The sequence below is a fragment of the Alicyclobacillus sp. SO9 genome (assembly GCF_016406125.1).
In the GTDB taxonomy this organism is placed as follows: Bacteria; Bacillota; Bacilli; order Alicyclobacillales; family Alicyclobacillaceae; genus SO9.
This window is the reverse complement of the sequence record NZ_CP066339.1, coordinates 5,079,691-5,096,110: the sequence shown is the minus strand read 5'-3', so window position 1 is coordinate 5,096,110 and position 16,420 is coordinate 5,079,691. Positions and strand designations below refer to the sequence as shown.

15 protein-coding genes are annotated in these 16,420 nt (G+C 50.4%); 10 read left to right on the top strand and 5 right to left on the bottom strand.

Annotation, left to right across the window (positions count from 1 at the left end; all coding sequences use genetic code 11):
• Positions 1 to 32 precede the first annotated feature (32 nt).
• The 3 genes from GI364_RS23815 (at position 33) to GI364_RS23805 (ending at position 3,422) form a co-directional block, all read left to right on the top strand.
• The gene (locus GI364_RS23815) at positions 33 to 1,619 is read left to right on the top strand and encodes a lysine 5,6-aminomutase subunit alpha (protein WP_233095939.1); all 1,587 of its coding nucleotides are present in this window, start codon (positions 33 to 35) and stop codon (positions 1,617 to 1,619) included.
• Positions 1,616 to 2,467 (top strand): lysine 5,6-aminomutase subunit beta, encoded by an 852-nt coding sequence (locus GI364_RS23810; RefSeq protein ID WP_198851632.1) that lies wholly within the window; start codon positions 1,616 to 1,618, stop codon positions 2,465 to 2,467. The genes GI364_RS23815 and GI364_RS23810 overlap by 4 nt, the downstream gene beginning before the upstream one ends.
• Positions 2,468 to 2,744: 277 nt before the next feature.
• Positions 2,745 to 3,422, top strand: a complete 678-nt coding sequence (locus GI364_RS23805; RefSeq protein ID WP_198851631.1) for a hypothetical protein — start codon at positions 2,745 to 2,747, stop codon at positions 3,420 to 3,422.
• A gap of 153 nt (positions 3,423 to 3,575) precedes the next feature.
• Here the strand turns inward: GI364_RS23805 and GI364_RS23800 are convergent, their stop codons facing one another.
• Complete coding sequence (locus GI364_RS23800; protein ID WP_198851630.1) at positions 3,576 to 5,621, bottom strand: molybdopterin-dependent oxidoreductase; 2,046 nt, start codon at positions 5,619 to 5,621, stop codon at positions 3,576 to 3,578.
• Between the two features lie 132 nt (positions 5,622 to 5,753).
• Between GI364_RS23800 and GI364_RS23795 the strand changes: the two genes are divergently transcribed.
• From GI364_RS23795 to GI364_RS23775, 5 genes are read left to right on the top strand one after another with little or no spacing between them, the layout of a single operon-like run.
• On the top strand, positions 5,754 to 6,284 hold the full coding sequence (locus GI364_RS23795) for a GNAT family N-acetyltransferase (protein WP_198851629.1): 531 nt from the start codon (positions 5,754 to 5,756) through the stop codon (positions 6,282 to 6,284).
• A 46-nt stretch (positions 6,285 to 6,330) separates the two neighbouring features.
• Entirely contained in the window at positions 6,331 to 7,185 is an 855-nt protein-coding gene (locus GI364_RS23790; RefSeq protein WP_198851628.1) for an NAD-dependent epimerase/dehydratase family protein, read from the top strand.
• Positions 7,182 to 7,895, top strand: a complete 714-nt coding sequence (locus tag GI364_RS23785; RefSeq protein ID WP_198851627.1) for an alpha/beta hydrolase — start codon at positions 7,182 to 7,184, stop codon at positions 7,893 to 7,895. The genes GI364_RS23790 and GI364_RS23785 overlap by 4 nt, the downstream gene beginning before the upstream one ends.
• 48 nt (positions 7,896 to 7,943) lie before the next feature.
• On the top strand, positions 7,944 to 8,519 hold the full coding sequence (locus GI364_RS23780; protein ID WP_198851626.1) for an ATP-binding cassette domain-containing protein: 576 nt from the start codon (positions 7,944 to 7,946) through the stop codon (positions 8,517 to 8,519).
• Positions 8,519 to 9,226 (top strand): hypothetical protein, encoded by a 708-nt coding sequence (locus tag GI364_RS23775; RefSeq protein ID WP_198851625.1) that lies wholly within the window; start codon positions 8,519 to 8,521, stop codon positions 9,224 to 9,226. Before GI364_RS23780 ends, GI364_RS23775 begins: the two co-directional genes overlap by 1 nt.
• Positions 9,227 to 9,272: 46 nt before the next feature.
• On the opposite strand, the gene GI364_RS23770 is transcribed toward GI364_RS23775, so the two are convergent.
• Entirely contained in the window at positions 9,273 to 9,500 is a 228-nt protein-coding gene (locus tag GI364_RS23770) for a hypothetical protein (RefSeq protein WP_198851624.1), read from the bottom strand.
• A gap of 218 nt (positions 9,501 to 9,718) precedes the next feature.
• A complete protein-coding gene (locus tag GI364_RS23765) occupies positions 9,719 to 10,312 on the bottom strand; it encodes a peroxiredoxin (RefSeq protein ID WP_255524696.1) in 594 nt (197 codons plus the stop codon).
• A 568-nt stretch (positions 10,313 to 10,880) separates the two neighbouring features.
• Here GI364_RS23765 and GI364_RS25575 point away from each other — a divergent pair.
• Both GI364_RS25575 and GI364_RS23750 read left to right on the top strand, forming a co-directional pair.
• Entirely contained in the window at positions 10,881 to 12,011 is a 1,131-nt protein-coding gene (locus GI364_RS25575) for an ABC transporter ATP-binding protein (protein WP_198851623.1), read from the top strand.
• Positions 12,008 to 12,955, top strand: a complete 948-nt coding sequence (locus GI364_RS23750) for an ABC transporter permease (RefSeq protein ID WP_198851622.1) — start codon at positions 12,008 to 12,010, stop codon at positions 12,953 to 12,955. The genes GI364_RS25575 and GI364_RS23750 overlap by 4 nt, the downstream gene beginning before the upstream one ends.
• Positions 12,956 to 13,140: 185 nt before the next feature.
• Here the strand turns inward: GI364_RS23750 and GI364_RS23745 are convergent, their stop codons facing one another.
• Positions 13,141 to 14,904, bottom strand: coding sequence for a class I adenylate-forming enzyme family protein (locus GI364_RS23745; RefSeq protein WP_198851621.1), 1,764 nt, complete (start codon positions 14,902 to 14,904; stop codon positions 13,141 to 13,143).
• Between the two features lie 207 nt (positions 14,905 to 15,111).
• Positions 15,112 to 15,537, bottom strand: a complete 426-nt coding sequence (locus GI364_RS23740) for a PaaI family thioesterase (RefSeq protein ID WP_198851620.1) — start codon at positions 15,535 to 15,537, stop codon at positions 15,112 to 15,114.
• Between the last annotated feature and the right edge of the window lie 883 nt (positions 15,538 to 16,420).

Sequence of the window (16,420 nt, the reverse complement as noted above, 5' to 3'; positions counted from 1 at the left end):
GCTTGAACGGAACTGGATGGGAGGAATCAACAGTGGAGTCGAAACTGCATTTGGATGAGAGTGTGGTGAGGCGGGCACGAGAGGCGGCTAGTCGCATTGCGGAGCAGGTGGATGAGTTTATAGCAGCGCGATCGACCGTGGCTGTGGAAAGGACTGCTTTGCGCCTGCTGGGTGTGGACGGTGTGGACGAGGACGGCATCCCTTTTGCCAACCTTGTGGTCCAGCGTATTCACTCCGCAGGGCGCATCGAGTCCGGCATATCAACCTGGTTTATCAACGGAATGCTCCAAACCGGTCTGACTGCCCAGGAACTGGCAGAGGCAGTTGCAGCAGAGACGGTGGACTTGATGGAACTGCCTCTGAGTCCGCGGGAAGAAGTGCTTGAAAAGGGAAGGGACCTGGCCGAAACAAGCCTGGAGCGAATCGCGCGAAATCGCCAAACCCGGGATGGGTATATAGACCGACTCGGTGAAGGCGAGCAGCCCTACGTCTATGTCATTGTGGCTACAGGCAACATCTATGAGGATATTGTCCAGGCGAGGGCTGCAGCCCGACAGGGAGCAGATATCATCGCCGTAATTCGCAGTACTGGACAGAGCTTGCTTGATTACGTTCCATACGGCCCGACCACAGAAGGCTTTGGCGGAACATTTGCAACCCAGGAGAATTTTCGCATCATGCGAGAGGCGCTGGACGAGGTTGGCGAAGAAGAGCACCGCTATATTCGTTTGTGTAACTACGCGTCCGGGCTGTGTATGCCTGAGATTGCCGCCATGGGTGCCATGGAACGTCTCGACGTCATGTTGAACGATGCGCTCTACGGCATTTTGTTCCGGGATATCAATATGCAGAGAACACTGGTCGATCAAGCCTTCTCCCGCATGCTCAACTCTTTTGCCGGCATTATGATTAACACAGGCGAAGACAACTATTTGACTACAGCCGATGCGGTGGAGGCGGCACACACGGTACTGGCTTCCCAGTTTATCAATGAGCAGTTTGCGCTTCGGGCTGGACTTCCGCCAGAGCAAATGGGCCTGGGGCACGCCTTTGAAATGAATCCGCAGCTTGAAGACGGATTCTTGTATGAACTGGCACAAGCACAGATGGCACGGGAGATTTTTCCGGATGCACCGCTCAAGTACATGCCTCCTACAAAGTACATGACGGGAAACATCTTTCGCGGGCATATTCAGGATGCATTGTTTAACATGGTGGGAATTATGACACACCAGGGAATTCAACTGCTTGGCATGATGACGGAGCAGATTCATACACCTCTGCTCTATGACAGGCATTTGGCGGTAGAGAATGCCAAGTATGTCTTTAACAATGCGCGGCACTTGGGGGATGAAATTGAGTTCAAGGCGGATGGACGGATAGTGCAGCGCGCTCACCAGGTCTTGAATGATGCAGTCGAAATGCTCGAAGGCATCCTGAAACAAGGATTTTTTGAATCACTGGCACAAGGTGTGTTCGCTGATGTGAAAAGGGCTTTTGACGGGGGGAAGGGCTTGGCGGGTGTTTTTCCGAGATCGGAAGACTACTTTAACCCGTTTGAAACAGCCTTGCGACAACAGTTGGGGTTGAAGCCAGCCAAGACGGGGGTGCAGGCATGAATCCATTCAATGCGAAGTCGGATGTGAACTTAGGGAAATCATCAGGTTTTGTCGAAGCGGGTGGTGACCGAGTAAACGCAGCAAACTACAAAGACCAGATTGCAAAGGTGGACTTGACGAGAGTCAAGCCATACGGGGATACCATGGACGACGGCAAAGTCCAGTTAAGCTTTTCACTGCCTGTGCCGGATGGCCCGGAAGCGGTCGAAGCCGCACGGCAGCTCGGAGCAAAGATGGGGCTTGCGAACCCTGCGGTGGTTCACCACGAAGACATCGGTGAAAACTTCACTTTCATTGTGATGTACGGAAACCTACAGCACGCCATTGATTACTCCAGCATTCATGTTGCCAAAGTGGACACCGAAAAAATGGACTACTATCAAATCAATCAGTTTATTGAAGAGAAGATTGGACGAAAGATCAACATCATTGGTGCCTGCACGGGGACCGACGCACATACCGTCGGCATCGACGCCATCATGAACATGAAAGGCTACAACCAGGAGTATGGGCTTGAACGGTATCCACAGATTAACGCATACAACCTGGGGAGTCAGGTGGAAAATCACGAACTCTTGAAAAAGGCCGTTGAGCTAAAAGCCGATGCCATTTTGGTGTCTCAAATTGTCACACAGAAGGACGTGCACATCGAGAACCTGAGTCGGTTGGCGGACCTGTTGGAAGCGGAAGGCTTGCGGGAGAAACTGGTGTTGATAGCAGGGGGACCGCGCATCACGCACGAATTGGCACTTGAACTCGGTTATGATGCCGGCTTTGGCCCGGGCACTCTGGCACCGGATGTGGCTTCCTTCGTTGTGCAGGAAATGCTGCGCCGAAAACTGGGATAGCCGGAACCTGGGATAGCTGGAAACTGCAAATAACGAGAAAGAAACGAGAAGTGCGCTGCCCATGCTCAACTCCCCAAATTTCATAGCAATGAAGATCAAGGCGGGGTCTGGATTCAATTTGGATTCAGATCCTATTTTTGTATTTTAATTAGTTAAAGATATCTTTAAATGTGACAATTTTAGTAATTAACTGACTGCACATGTGGTATTCTTGACGCAAAAGTTGCCCTTGAGTGGATGCTTGAAGATGCACTGGGGGAGAGGGGGAAACGGCAATATGAGTCAGGCAAAGCCTAGGCTTCGAATCATTCGAAACATTACATTATCTATGGCGATGACCGGTACGATGGTAGCGTTAACGCAGACTGCTTTGGCGGATAATGGAGGAAACGGCGAAGGCAATTTGGATTTATACAACAGCTCAAGTGTCACTTCGACAGCGCCAATCTCTGCATTGCAGTGGGGCGGTACCTACTACATTGAGTTGACCAATCCAGGTAATAAGTCGAAGCTGTGGAACGAGGTCAATGCGCCAGCACACCTGACCTTTAACTTCTTCAATCCGCCGCGCCCGTTTAAAGCCGATCCCGGGAAGTGGGATACGAGCAACCCTACTTTCAGTGTGACAGGCACAGAGGTGGACGGCTCTAGCAACAAAGCACCGTTTGTGTATAAATTTACCTTGCCGTCGAAAGTCAATAATGGAAGCTACACAATTGAAGCCGGCCCAGTAGCTTTCAATCATTCTACGGGGCACGGTGAGAATAACAACAAAGGTGAAGACGAAATGTACTTCTCCAACGATCCGAATATCGGAGGCGGTTCAATTTCCATTGGGCCGACAACGCCAGCGGGTCAGATGCCGGAAGTTCCTTATGCGGGCATTCTGCCAGCGGTCATTTTGGCCGGCGGTGCTTTTGTGTACCTGAGGCGTCGGCGCAAAGCCAAGGCTTAAACGATACTGCAGTTCAACGAGAGCATAAATGGAACCGAGGCGGGTAGAGGTTGCTGAGCCCGCCTCCCTGGATGGAACAAAACTGTCTGTGCATGTTGCCCGCTAATCAGTCCTTCTTCACATTCACTCCTGATTTCAAGCTGGATCGCGAAGCTACTTTCCCATTTTTTCGACATAGACTCTGCCCGAGAAAAACGTGGCCCCTCCGCCCATATCTGCCAAACGGTCAGGTGTAAGCGTATTGACCAAATTGTCGCCTTCTGCTCCTTCTGCAAAAAGCCCCTGGCTCACGACGACTCCTGGCAGCACATCTTCCCCCACGGCTGCAGTCAGGGTGCAGATGCCGCGGTGGTTGTAGACGGAAACAACATCGCCGTCGTTAATACCCGCATTCTCCGCATCCTGACCATTCATATACAGTTTCGGTTCTTTTGCCAACTGCTGGTGCAGCATATTGTTTGCAAAGGTAGTGTTCAGAAAGTGGTGATTTGGACCCGGTACAAACAAGTACGGAGCATCGCTGTCTTGTATCAGAGGTTTGAACGTGGGAAGCGGAGGATACCCGTGCCGCGCCATTTGTTCTGAATACAACTCAATTTTCCCGCTTGGCGTTGGCAACCTGCCTGGAAACAGCGGTTTGCTTTGGGCCTTCATGAAGTTGCGAGCGCGAAGTTCATCGAAGGTGATGTTTTGAATTCTGGGATTCGAAGGGTTGTCTAGGGCTTGTTGAATCATTTCAACGTCTGTGTCATCGAACTCCGGGTCATCATAGCCCATAGCCTTTGCGAGGAGCCGGAAGACATCTGAATTCGACTTGGATTCACCATACGGTGCTGCCACGGGCTGCTGCAGTTGCATGTACTGATGCCAGTAGCTGGTATATAAATCCGTATTCTCAAAGGAAGACGTTGCTGGAAGTACGATGTCGGCGTATTTTGCGGTTTCCGTCACAAACAAATCGTGAACAACGGTAAACAGATTTTCCCGCATTAAACCCTGTCTTACCTTTGTGCCTTCCGGAGCCACGATGGCTGGATTGCTGTTGTACACGTACAGAGACAGAATCGGCGGCAAGAGAGACAACAAGGCGTCCCCGAGTTGATTCATGTTCACTGTTCGAGTTCGCTTGTTTGCTCTCAAGTGTGGACGCTGCAGGTTGACGGAGTTCGTTTGCAAGTAGCCAGAGTTCCCCTTCAGGGCGCCTCCGCCTTGATGCAGCCACTGGCCTGTTAACGCAGGTAAGCACGCAATGGTACGTACGGCCATACCGCCGTTGTCATGGTGCTGCAGACCGTTGCCAATCCGAATGAACGAAGGCAGCGTCTCGCCATATAGTGCGGCCAGTCGGTTAATGTTCGCAGCAGGTACACCGGTAAGCTTCGAAACGATTTCTGGTGTGTACTGCTTTACGTGATGACGAAGCTCTTCAGAGCCCACGGTGTAGTCCCTAAGAAAGCCTTCATTCACATAGTTTTGCTCAAACAAAACGTGCATCAGACCAAGTGCGAGGGCTGTATCCGTTCCAGGTAGAACTGGGATAAACCAGTCTGCCCATCTTCCTGTCTGGTTTTTGTGGACATCGATGACAACGATTTTAGCACCGTGCTTGCGCGCTCTTTCAGCAATTGCCACCTGGTGCATGTTCGTGCTGACTGCGTTAATCCCCCAGAAGATAAAGAGCTTTGCATGGATGGTATCTTCCGGCGGAGTACCGAAGCTTCCACCCATGGTGTACCCGTAGCCTGCGCTGCCGGCAGAATTGCAAATGGTCTGGTCGAGACGGCTGGCACCAAGACGGTTGAAGAAACGTCTGTCCATGCCTTCAGCATGTACCTGACCCATATTACCGTAAAAACTATAGGGAAGGATTCTGTCCGGACCCTGGTTTTCAATCCGTTCTTTCCATTTAGCGGTAATTGTCGCAATTGCTTCATCCCAAGTTATGCGTTGAAACACGCCTTCACCCTTCTTGCCGATACGTTTCAGCGGGTATTGCAGCCGATCTTTGTCATAAATGCGTTCAGGAAGTTGACGCACTTTGTTGCAAATGTGTCCTTGCGTCACCGGATGGCTTGGGTCCCCTTCCACTTTGACAATCTTTCCGTCCTTTTTATGAACGAGCAGACCGCACTGATCCGGGCAGTCCAATGAACAAACAGCAGGAAAAACACCATCCTGTTTATGAGCAAATGAAGACAATGCACAACCTCCTTAGGACTGTTGTAAGTGATTCTATTATAATTAAGACACGGTTCCAAGGATGCCAGATGGATGACCGATAAAGGAATGATTTTGACAGCAGCATAGACAACGAACTCCGGGAGGTGATGAATGTTGTCGTCTACAGACTCAAGGTCAGAACTAGAGTCACGGCGGCTTGTGTTCCGACGATACTGTGACGAAGACCTGCCTTTTCTTGAAGCGTTGCTGGCAAATCCCGAAGTCATGCGCTACATTGGCAACGGCCAGGTAAGGGACAAGGCGGAGGCTAGAACTTTTTTAAGCCGGATTTACGACATGTATGCAACCGGAGAGATGATGGGACTGAGGATTCTTGAGAGAAAGACGGACAGGTCCGCAATTGGACACGCTGGGATTGTTTTGCAAGTTGTGGATGATGCCATAGAACTGGAGATAGGATATTGGATTGCTCGCGAATACTGGATGCAAGGTTATGCGACTGAAGCCGCGGCGAGACTAAAGGAGTATGGAACACAGGAGTTGGAGAACAGCAGATTCGTATCTCTCATTCAGCCCGGAAACACCGGATCACGGAAAGTCGCTCTGCACATTGGCATGAAGCTCGAAAAGGAAATCAAGCGAAATGGACAAGATGTGCTTGTCTATGCCACCTGTACATAAGGACAGAACACTTTTGAAGAGCAGACCAGCCACAAGGAGGAGCCTCATGAAGATATTTATTGCGGGAGCAACGGGTGCAGTCGGAAGACTGCTGCTGCCTATGTTAGTTCAAGCCGGTCATCAAGTGGTCGGAACAACACGACGGACTGAGAAAGCAGCTTCCATTGAAAAGACTGGCGCCCGTGCAGTGGTGGCAGATGTCTATGACTTAGAAAGCCTTACTGCTGTACTGAGAGAGGTTCGACCCGATGTTGTGATGCATCAGCTCACGGCTCTCAGTGACATGGACTTTGCTGAGAACAGCAGAGTGCGAATCGAGGGTCCAAGAAATCTTGTAGATGCGTGTCTTAGAGCGGGAGTCAATCACATCGTTGCGCAGAGTGTTGCATGGGCCTATGCACTAGGAGACGGTCTCGCAGTGGAAGCAGATGCCCTTGACAGTGAGGCTGATGGTGCCAGAGGGCGGTTCGTCCGTGGAGTGACCGCTTTAGAACACGCAGTTTCAGAACTCCCGCAATACGTGATACTCCGTTACGGGAAACTGTATGGACCCGGTACTTGGTATGACAAAGATGAAATGACGGCCCAACAAGTACTTGCAGGGGAACTTACGGCCACGCCCGGCATTGAGTCCTTCCTGCATGTTGCGGATGCCGCACACGCTGCTGTTGAAGCGTTGCAGTGGCCAAACGGTGCTGTAAATATAGTAGATGATAATCCTGCTCCTGGAACACAGTGGGTTCCAGTGTATGCAAAGGCATTAGGTGCACCTATGCCCCCTGTAAGCCAGACTTGTGAAGGCTGGGAACGGGGAGCATCGAATCGAAAGGCCAGGAGAGAATATGGATGGAGACCGACATATCCCAGTTGGGAGTTAGGATTTAGCGAGAGTCTACAATGAGGCAGGCGAACCTTGTGAGAGAGGAATACTGTGTTTTGCTGCACGGGTTTACCGGGGATCCAACTGAGTTGGCTCCGCTGACTGAAGCACTGCGTGAGCTGGAGTATCACGTGTCCGTTCCACACTTGGCGGGGCACGACGGTACCTACTCTGGCCTCAGCGGGGTCTCGGCAGACCAGTGGATTGACAGCGCAGAAAAACCTGTCATAGAGGCTCTAGAGCGGGGGCCGGTCCATCTCATCGGCTTTTCAATGGGCGCTCTTATTGCCGCAATACTGGCCAGCAAACAGCCCATTGCCTCGCTGACCATGCTGTCACCGGCTTTGAATTATGCCAGCCCTGAACTCTTGCTTCGACAAGCAAAGGTTTTCCTAAAGGGCCACTTTCAGTCTTCCAGTGAGGAATCAGAGTATCTGCGCAAGCGTCCCAGCGGTTTTTTGGTCACGCCTCCCAGCAGTGTAGTCCAGTTTGGAAGCGTGGTTCGAAGAGCAAAGCAAGTTCTGTACAAGGTGACGGTCCCGGTTTGTATTATTCAGGGTGACATGGATGAAGTCATTCATCCCAAAAGTTCGCAATACGTGTATAACAGTGTGCAGTCACCTCATCGCGAGATTCACCAGCTTCCGCGTTCGCGTCACCACGTGTGTTTAGATGTTGAATCAGACACAGTGATTTCCAAAGTAACAGCGTTTCTATCTCATTGCTGCTGAAAAGTAGATGGAGCTGTTTCTAACAAAGTCCAGCAAGGGGGCGGCACTGTGAATTTTCCCGGCCAGGTAATCTTGCGATTGGATAACATAACCAAGAAATTTGGAGGCAACACAGTCCTCAGTAACATTTCTTTGTCCCTTCATTCTCCTCAGTCTTTAGCCGTTGTCGGGCAGAACGGATCCGGGAAAACAACGCTTTTGCGTATCATATCTGGATTGGAGCCCGTATCTGAAGGAACAAGACGGGTGTCTCCGGATTCTCTCAAAATTGGTTTCGTACCCGCACGCTTTCCAAAACTCCGATTTTCACCGCTGGAATACTCTCATCTTGTAGATTTGTTAGCAAACCGGGTCGTACATATCCATGAGGGGAACATTCTGTCCGATGTCCTGAATCAGAAAAGCGCTGACGAAGAGGTCATTGTCATTCAAGCTCACGTGCCGTCGCAGACTCATACAGCGTCTTTGGATACCATTCCTGGAGTGGTCTGGATGAAGAGACAAAACGGCAGAACCACTTTTCATGTGACGCGCAGCAAGAGTGATGAGGTCCTGCACAAATTATTGCAGTTGAATGCAACCATTTTGTCTCTCAACCCTCTGTCCGCCCGAGGTATAAACTGATGACACACTATCTAGGATACATCCACCGCTACTATCTACGCTCGTACTTGTATACAGCGCCCGTTCTGTTTCTCTTTGCAACACTCATGATTGTCTACAGCGACAGTTCGAACCATGTTCTGCAGAGTTATTCTTTTGGAGGGATGTGGGTCTTCCTGGCATCCCTGTGGTTAGCCTACGGCTTTACAAATCTTGAACATCCGACACAGCAGCAAATTACAGTTCTGCACATGGGCAGTCTTCAAAAATATCTTGTTGGCAAAGTCATTTATGCGATATTACTGGGGCTTTTTGCCGCAGCCTGCTCGCTTCTTTATCCAATCCTGCTGCAGCGTTTCGCAGTATCGCTGACAGTAGGTAAGATGTCGATTGCATTCATTGAGAACATCTCAATGGCACTGCTGGGCACAGCAATTGGTCTGTACTTTACACAGAGCCTCATTGCAAAGAAGAGAACCGCCGTCTTGGTGGCTTTACTTACAGCCGCTTTAGCAGTAAGCAGTGAGCAAATGGTCCGCTCTCTGCCACTGCCAGTCCACGTTATTCCATGGCTGCTTCCTCCTGTGTCACCAATTGTCGCCGTCGCTTCACAATGGTCGGCTTTTCCTGTGTGGCAACACATCTTGGCTTTAGCCTGGGGATTCATTTACACAGCAGTTCTGTTACTCGTCTTTATTAGAACGGTTGGCACAAGAACGTTCAAGTAGGCACGCAGGTAGGCAGTGTCTGCTCATCCTTGTCCAGACATCGCCATTACTTTTTCTCTCTCACTGTTCGTACCAATTCCCACAACATAAATAAGGTGAACAAGAAAACTCCAAAGTAACCGAGCGCACTTTTTCCCGCAAGGGTCATAAGGGTGCCGCCCACCAAGCCAGTGATATACACAACAAGCTCATAGGGTTTCATTCGTCCTGTTCTAAAGAGATACACTGCGGCTCCTAAAAAGACAATCCAAAAAATGACGGCTGCAATCACCACTTGAACCAGCTCCCGGAAAACTGTCTTGTCCTTATTTTAGCAAACATTCAGTCGCAGACTGTAGGACAAAATAAGCCTGATGGCAAAACCATCAGGCAGTCCTGGTTTCTCCAAAACAATGATGTGGGGCCATGTCCTGGATTATAGGGTTTGTGAGTTTTAGCCAGTCGTTATTATCAGCTTAGCTCGACATGAGCCGTGGCTAAGTGCTTTTGCTTCTATATTTTACCTGCGTGTGAAATGTCGATGGGTATGCCTGGTTTACCAGGCACCCAGTTTGCGGGTGCTCCCAAGTTTGATTGTCGGTTAAACTGCAGTGCTTCTAAAATACGAATGACTTCTGCTGTGTTTCTTCCGACCTGAGATGGATACACCAGTTTCGCTTCGATGAGCCCTTCAGGATTGATAATTACGGTCGATCTCATTGCCGTCCCCTTTTCCTCATTCAACACACCGTAACTTCTGCTGATGCGGTGGTTTCTGTCGCTTAACAGGGCATAGCTTACATGCTGCATTGAGGGAGAGGTTTCACTAAACACTTTGTGGCTGTAGATGCTGTCTGTGCTTATAGCAAGGACTTTGGCGTCCAGTTCTTTCAGCCTCGGATAAATGACTGCGACCGCAGCCAGTTCTGTCGGTCAGACAAAGGTAAAGTCACTTGAATAAAAGACAAGAACGACCCACTTACCTCTGTAATCCTCTAATTTAACCTCCCGCTGTTTTCCCTTTGCAAAAGCATCCGCAGTAAATGCAGGTGCTGCATCACCCTGAGACACACAACCTTGTGATGGATAGGTTGAGGATAAGACAATCGACTTCTGTCCGAAACTTCCTTGGTCCGTCACGGCATCGTTCCCCCATTACATCAATTATTCGTTCTGATCAGTGTATGCAGATGGGTGACGTCGTGACTAAGGCCCAGCGCGGCGGGGGAGGGGTATGGTTGTAGACCACGGTGGCGTAGAAGTAAATAAAATTGATGAAGGTTTAGCCAGATGTATCAAAATTGAAGAAATAAGCAGACGGTAATTCTTCTTCCATTTTGGGAAGAATAATACTAAACTCATGTGCTAGAGGCGAACAGTCTACGTGTAAAGTAAAGTTGCAGATTCGTTTGGATGCCGTCAACGATGCTGGTAACGATGGAGTCAACATGTTCGATAACACTTTATATCGAAATTAATTTTCAAATTGTTTGCAGTGAATACCGAATTTCCGGCGTCAAATAAAGAGGAGGAACAAAAGGAGGCGCAGCGCTCTGTCTCTATTCGACCATTACAATGTGATTGTCTGACCAAAGTCAAAGTGAACCATCCATTCATGTAGACCGTATAACGGGTGTAAAGTCCGTCGATTAACCAGCAGATAAGGAGAACGCAGATGACTTCGAACACAGCTGTCGAAATTCGAGATTTGACAAAAAAGATTGGTAGAAAAACCATTGTTGACAGCCTTTCCTTTGATATCCCTAAGGGTGAGGTTTTTGGCTTGCTCGGACCCAATGGAGCAGGGAAGACGACGACCATCCGCATGATGGTAGGCCTTATCTCCATTACACGGGGTGATGTACACATCGCCGGGTACGATGTTCGCAACAACTTTAAGGCTGCTATGAGCCATGTCGGGGCAATCGTTGAAAACCCAGAGATGTACAAATTTCTCACAGGGTTTCAGAACCTGAAGCACTACGCAAACATGTCCAACGGCGTGACCCAGGATCGCATCATGGAAGTCGTCAAGCAAGTGGGACTGGAAGACCGCATTCACGATAAGGTGAAAACCTATTCTTTAGGAATGCGGCAGCGGCTCGGACTTGCACAGGCTTTGCTTCGTAGTCCCGACGTCATCATTTTGGACGAGCCTACCAATGGCCTCGATCCCGCCGGAATCCGAGAACTTCGCGACTACCTCCGAAACCTGGCGGCCAACGAAGGCATCGCCGTCATTGTTTCCAGCCACTTGTTGTCAGAGATGGAACTCATGTGCGATCGCGTTGCCATTATCCAATCGGGCAAACTCATCGACGTTCGTTCTATCCGTGACAAGCAGTTAGACAGTGCCATGGAGCAGCCTGTTGTGATTGAAGTCGACAATGCAGCAGTCGCCAGCAGAATTCTCACAGAGGCGTTTCCTGACCTCAAAGTGGAGACAGATACCAAACTCAGTGCTGCTAACCACGCTTCGGAAGGTGTTGCCTCCGAGAGACCAGTGTCGGAGAGCGCAACGCTCAAGGAAACTGTGTCCGAAGCCACTGCGCCGGACGGCGTTGCCACAGAGAACGCAGTGCCGGAAGCAACTGCGGCGGGAGCAACTGCGGCGGGAGCAACTGTGCCGGAAGTAGAACCGGGATCGACTGCAACAGCAGTTCTTCAGATGCTTTTAACCCGGGAACAAGTTCCGGATGTCGTCCACGCCCTCGACTCGCAGGGAGTACGCATTTACGGCGTACAAACCCTAAGCAAAACTCTGGAAGAAACCTTCTTGGAGATGACAGGTGGTGCAGTGAAATGATGAAACTCATTGGAAACGAAAACATGAAGATCTATCGGAGAAAGCGCACTTGGATAATGATGGGGTTTCTTGTCGCCGCGCTAATTTTGGCCGCGATTCTCATTTTTACGCACCAGCACCAGACATCAAGTAATTGGAAACATAATTTGACAGTACAGAATACTCAATTGGAACAAACGCTGAGTCACAATAAGAAGCACATGTCATCTTCGGCAGTGTCATCTTTACAAGCGCAAATCCAGATGAATAACTACGATATTGCTCACAACATCAACCCCAACCAAACGACGGGATGGAAGTTTGCGGCACAGGCCAAGAACCTGTCTACCCTGCTCATCGCGTTCATTCTCGTCGTTGCTGGGGATATTGTGGCCAGTGAGTTCAGTACAGGTACCATCAAAATGCTCCTCACGCAGACCGCTACCAGAACCAAGGTGCTGGCAGCAAAGTTTACTTCTATGCTGTTGTTTGGGCTCTTTGCAACCGCCTTTATGTTTGTGGCGTCATACATTATTGGCGGACTGTTCTTCGGTTTCACCGGTGCCGACGCGCCTACTTTTTATACTGATGCGCACCAGCACATCCAACACATGCCGACAGTGGCGTATTTGCTGATGCAATATGGATTTATGCTAGTGCAACTCATTTTGATGGCGACGATTGCCTTCATGATATCCAGTATATTCCGAAGCAGCGCTCTGGCTATCACCATCTCCTTGCTGGCGTTCGTTGTAGGCAGAGTGTTGGTGCAGGCACTGCTGAGCTACCATTGGGTCAAGTATATTCTGTTTACCAACAGCGACTTGTCTCAGTTTGTTGTGAACGGCCCCATGGTCAAAGGATTGACCTTAGGCTTTTCGCTCACAATGGTCATTGCCTACTTTGTTGTGATGAACCTGCTGGCGTGGCTGTTCTTTGTTCGCCGCGACGTAGCATATACTTGATGACGATTTGGACGCAGGGCATACGTGCGTCGGGAAATAACACAAGCCTGGAAAAAAACAAGCCGGGAGACAAAACAAGCCGGAAACAAAACAGGTCGGGGAACAAAACATCAGGGGAAGCCGCATTTGACGGCTTCCCTCTTATAATTTAACTCGCGACATTCCACACTCGTCGGTCTTAAGTTTTACTGCGGCGTCTTTTCGGTGACCTGACTATCTGCGCCGAGTCTTTCTTGTGCCAGCTCTTTCAACCTAAATTTTTGAATCTTCCCCGATCCCGTCATGGGCCACTGACTGCTCTCCACAAACCAGTAGTGCCGAGGCACCTTAAATCTTGCCAAATGATTCTGGCACCACTTCATCATTTCCCGTCTCGAACAGGTTTCTCCGGGTTTCAATTCAATAAATGCAGCACCTGCTTCTGTTGTCATCCTATCAGGGACACCAACCACATACGCCTGCGCTACAGCAGGATGGCGGGTTATGACCTCTTCAATCTCCTTGGGTGACACATTTTCTCCGGATACCTTCACAACATCCTTGCTGCGGCCAAGGAACTCGATGTAGCCTTGTTCGTCGATGCGACCGAGATCGCCCGTTTTTAACCAGCCGTCTTTATCGATGTTAGCCGCTGTTTCCTCCGGCTTGTTGTAGTAGCCTCTCGTCACAATGTTGCCGCGCACTGTCAGTTCGCCGATGGAGTCTTTGTTCAGGTCTTCTCCTGTCTCGGGATGAATAACTTTGTACTCCACGTTGGCACCGCCAAATTCGGACAATCCGGTACTCCCTGCCGGCTTGATGCGGCCGACTCGTGTGACCACTGTTTCGACGGGATCGTCTACTTCAGTATGCACTGTCGATCCCGTCACCTCCGTCCCCCCATACCCTGTACAAATTTCGCTCACACCAAAGATACGCAGCGCACGCTCCCACACTGGCACCGGCGCCGGGGCAGCAGCACACATCAGCGAATGCAGGGAGGAGTAATCATAGTCCTCCACGTTGGGTTGGTTAAGCATCGCCACCAACATGGATGGGACGCACAAGAAATCATTGGCCTTGTAGTTTGTTATCAGTTCCAGCGACTGACCCGGGGCAAAGTTGGAGGCTGTAATAACGCATCCGCCCGCAAAAGACACCGCCAAGAGGCCCTCTTCCAGCGCGAACACATGATACAACGGCAGCCCCGTGTAGATGCGCCTGCCGTCTTGAAAAGCTCTGCTCAGTGCAGTGGAATACGAGCACCGCAGCAGCATGTCGTGTGTCAACATGACTCCCTTGGGCAATCCGGTCGATCCCGACGTATAAATGATATTCGCCACCTCATCCGGATAACCTGAGCTGTCGAAGCGGGATTGCACCTCGCTGTCCGGCGTCGCCTCTCCCATAGATACAAACTCATCCCACAAGGTAAAACGGGAATCCAAGCCGCTCCCACCGTTTGGAATGCAAACCACCTGTTGAATCGCCGTTTTTTTAGTTTGAGTTCCAGGTTGATTAGTTTGAGTTCCAGGTTGAGCATCCATGAGTTGTGAGACAGTCTCGCCGTGGTTTACGCTTCCAGCCATCTGGTGGATAAACAACCACTCGCTGTCGGATTGTTCCAGCAGATACTTCAGTTCATCTCGTTTCAGCATCGTATTGATGGGGATGCACACAGCGCCGACGATAGAAACAGCCAAATACAGAAATACAAACTCAGGTTCATTGGCCATCAGTACAGCAACATGTTGCCGTCGTTTGACCCCAAGCGCCATCAATGATTTTGCCAGACTCCATGCCTGATTCCAGACTTCTTCATAGCTGAATTCCTCGGTTGGCGTGAGAATCAGCGGGCGTTCACCGTACGCTTTCGACTGCTCCTGAAAGTGCCTTGCTACAGTGCGTCTGGGCCAGTTTTGGAACCGTTGTTCTATGTCATGTCGACGTTTTTCAGCGGCCTTTAACATGTGGTCATCTCTCCTTGGAATAAAAACAGAATATTAGGGGAATTTGGTGAGTGACAAGTGACAAGACAGGACAGGACAGGACAGGACAGGTCAGGTCAGACGAACAGGTCAGACGAACAGGTCAGACGAACAGGTCAGACGAACAGGTCAGACGAACAGGTCAGGGTGCGCGGGTTTTGGCAAAGCTGAGGATAATTCTAAGTGGGATTAGATTGGGGACTCAGCCATTCCTGCTTGCTCCATCTGCCTGTCCGTAAGGACCATCATCTTGGCCTCCGCCCGGGCTCGGACGACGCCATTTGTATCAGTAATCTCTGCCTGTACACTCAAGAGCCGCTTTGTAGTACGAATGGGCCATGCCGTAACCGTTACTTTTTCTCCTTCGTGAATAGGATTGGAATAGTTGACTTTTAATTCGGCCGTCATGGCAACGAGTCCTCGAAAAAATGGAACATAGGCACAGGCTTCGTCAAAAATAGAACTGGTAATGCCGCCGTGTTGAATACCAGGCCAGCCGCAATGACGGGGCTCACAGATAAATTCCGCAACAGCCTTTTCATCCTTCTGATGAAAGTGCATATGAAGCCCAAATGGATTTTCAGGTCCGCACACGAAGCAGTTCGAAGTTCCCAAAGGTGCCATCTCCTCAATACTAAATTGTACATACTACTTTACATGATGCGGACTGAGGGAGACAAACTTATCAAAAGTACAAACCTGAAAATCAGCGTGGGCCTTCGATCGCGCTGCGGCAGGGGGCCTGCTAGCGCTTTTGACTCCCACATAGTGATCGGAAAGCTCCCTATTGACAGGGCTCGCCGGCGATAGTGATCGCAGAGATCATTAACAAGTGGGGGCTCGAAATAATAAGGTCACAAACGATCACTAATGTGAGTCGCGAGCCAGCAACAGCTTCATGATAGGGATCGATGGGATCACTATCCCTGGGCCGGAATCCGCGATAGTGATCAATGGGATCCTTAAACGATTGGTGGTGGTGTCTTAGTGAGAGAAAGGATCCCTATTGCGGCCCAGCCTCGCGTCGCGGCGTCCCATGCGTCCCGGCGTCCCGGTGGTGGTCGGTCTACCGGCAGGGGGCCTGCTAGCGCTTTTGACTCCCACATAGTGATCGGAAAGCTCCCTATTGACAGGGCTCGCCGGCGATAGTGATCGCAGAGATCATTAACAAGTGGGGGCTCGAAATAATAAGGTCACAAACGATCACTAATGTGAGTCGCGAGCCAGCAACAGCTTCATGATAGGGATCGATGGGATCACTATCCCTGGGCCGGAATCCGCGATAGTGATCAATGGGATCCTTAAACGATTGGTGGTGGTGTCTTAGTGAGAGAAAGGATCCCTATTGCGGCCCAGCCTCGCGTCGCGGCGTCCCATGCGTCCCGGCGTCCCGGTGGTGGTCGGTCTACCGGCAGGGGGCCTGCTAGCGCTTTTGACTCCCACATAGTGATCGGAAAGCTCCCTATTGACAGGGCTCGCCGGCGATAGTGATCGCAGA

Excerpts from the sequence above, each read along its gene's own strand:
- GI364_RS23810 (WP_198851632.1), top strand. The coding sequence starts at position 1,616 with ATGAATCCATTCAATGCGAAGTCGGATGTGAACTTAGGGAAATCATCA.
- GI364_RS23805 (WP_198851631.1), top strand. The coding sequence starts at position 2,745 with ATGAGTCAGGCAAAGCCTAGGCTTCGAATCATTCGAAACATTACATTA.
- GI364_RS23795 (WP_198851629.1), top strand. The coding sequence starts at position 5,754 with ATGTTGTCGTCTACAGACTCAAGGTCAGAACTAGAGTCACGGCGGCTT.
- GI364_RS23790 (WP_198851628.1), top strand. The coding sequence starts at position 6,331 with ATGAAGATATTTATTGCGGGAGCAACGGGTGCAGTCGGAAGACTGCTG.
- GI364_RS23785 (WP_198851627.1), top strand. The coding sequence starts at position 7,182 with ATGAGGCAGGCGAACCTTGTGAGAGAGGAATACTGTGTTTTGCTGCAC.
- GI364_RS23775 (WP_198851625.1), top strand. The coding sequence starts at position 8,519 with ATGACACACTATCTAGGATACATCCACCGCTACTATCTACGCTCGTAC.
- GI364_RS25575 (WP_198851623.1), top strand. The coding sequence starts at position 10,881 with ATGACTTCGAACACAGCTGTCGAAATTCGAGATTTGACAAAAAAGATT.
- GI364_RS23750 (WP_198851622.1), top strand. The coding sequence starts at position 12,008 with ATGATGAAACTCATTGGAAACGAAAACATGAAGATCTATCGGAGAAAG.
- GI364_RS23745 (WP_198851621.1), bottom strand. The coding sequence starts at position 14,904 with ATGTTAAAGGCCGCTGAAAAACGTCGACATGACATAGAACAACGGTTC.